The organism is Streptomyces sp. NPDC014006, from assembly GCF_043088925.1.
Taxonomy (GTDB): domain Bacteria; phylum Actinomycetota; class Actinomycetes; order Streptomycetales; family Streptomycetaceae; genus Streptomyces.
The window spans coordinates 1-1,480 of the sequence record NZ_JBICAJ010000008.1; the positions used below are offsets into that span (position 1 = coordinate 1).

At 73.6% G+C, this 1,480-nt stretch carries 1 protein-coding gene; it reads right to left on the reverse strand.

Going from position 1 to position 1,480, the window contains the following annotated elements; translation table 11 throughout:
- Positions 1–228: 228 nt before the first annotated feature.
- Positions 229–1,176: a DeoR/GlpR family DNA-binding transcription regulator gene (locus ACF1GV_RS25835; RefSeq protein WP_391685122.1), complete on the reverse strand. Its 948-nt coding sequence runs from the start codon at positions 1,174–1,176 to the stop codon at positions 229–231.
- Positions 1,177–1,480 lie beyond the last annotated feature (304 nt).

A 1,480-nucleotide genomic window follows, 5' to 3' on the forward strand; every position in this document is an offset into this window, starting at 1 on the left:
TCAACGCCCACAAGTCCGGCACCATCAAGGGCCTCACCGCCGAAGTCGGCGCCTCCCTCACCAGCGGCGCCGCCATCTGCGAGATCACGGACTGACCGCACGCGCGACGGACGACGCACAGCGAAGCGCCCGGCGGACCGAGCCTCTCGGTCCGCCGGGCGCTTCGTCGTGTGCAGGCCGCCGTCGATCCTGCCGGTCGCGGGGAGAGCCGGGCGCTCCCTGATGGGGTCAGCGCCGCCGCATGTCCGCCACGCGGTTGCGTTCGGGCTGCTGGGTCTGGTCGGCGAGGACGCCCGTGGGGCGGATGCCGGGGAGGTGGCCGCGGCGGGGGTTCGGGAGGGGGACGTCCCGGCGCTGCTGGCGCGCCGGGACCGGGTCACCCCCCTGGCTGCCCGTCGCCCCGGCCACGGCGATCTGCACCCCCTGGTCGGCAAGGGCCTGGAGTTCGGTCTGGGCGCGGTCGTCGTGGGCGGGTGGCTCGTCCGTGACCAGACGGGTGATGACGTCGGTCGGGACCGTCTGGAACATGGTGTCGGTGCCGAGCTTGGTGTGGTCGGCGAGGACGACGACCTCGGCGGCGGCCTGCACGAGCGCCCGGTCGACGGACGCCGAGAGCATGTTGGAGGTGGACAGCCCGCGTTCGGCGGTCAGCCCGCTGCCCGACAGGAAGGCGCGGGAGACGCGCAGTCCCTGGAGGGACTGTTCGGCGCCGCTGCCGACCAGGGCGTAGTTGGAGCCTCTGAGCGTGCCGCCGGTCATCACGACCTCCACGCGGTTGGCGTGCGCCAGCGCCTGGGCGACCAGCAGGGAGTTGGTGACCACCGTCAGCCCGGGAATGCGGGCGAGCCGGCGGGCCAGTTCCTGGGTCGTGGTGCCGGCGCCGACCACGATGGCCTCACCCTCCTCCACGAAGGTGGCGGCGAGGTCGGCGATGGCCGTCTTCTCGGCGGTCGCGACATGGGACTTCTGCGGGAAGCCGGACTCGCGGGTGAACCCGCCCGGCAGGACCGCACCGCCGTGCCTGCGGTCGAGGAGTCCTTCTGCCTCCAGTGCCCGCACGTCCCGCCGTACGGTCACTTCGGAGGTCTGGACGACGCGGGCGAGCTCACGGAGCGACACGGCCCCGTTGGCCCGCACCATTTCGAGGATCAATTGGCGACGTTCTGCAGCGAACACGAAACTGACAGTAACGCGGGCGACCGTCTGCTTTCAGCAGTATGCGCCGAATAACGGAAGTTGTTCGTACGGTACGGCGGGAAGTGGTATAGGGGCCTAGTCCCACCGCCTATGCCGCCCGCATGCTCGACGACGCACCGTGACCGGGCGGCACCACCCTCCGTGACCTGCGGCGCGGGCCCCCCCCCCGGGGGGGGGGGGCGCGCCGGGGCCGCCCCCCCCCCCCCCCGGCGGGCGCGGGGGGGACAGCCGGGGGGCCGCCGGGGGGCGGCCCCCCCCGGGCCGGGGCACCGGGGAGGCCTAA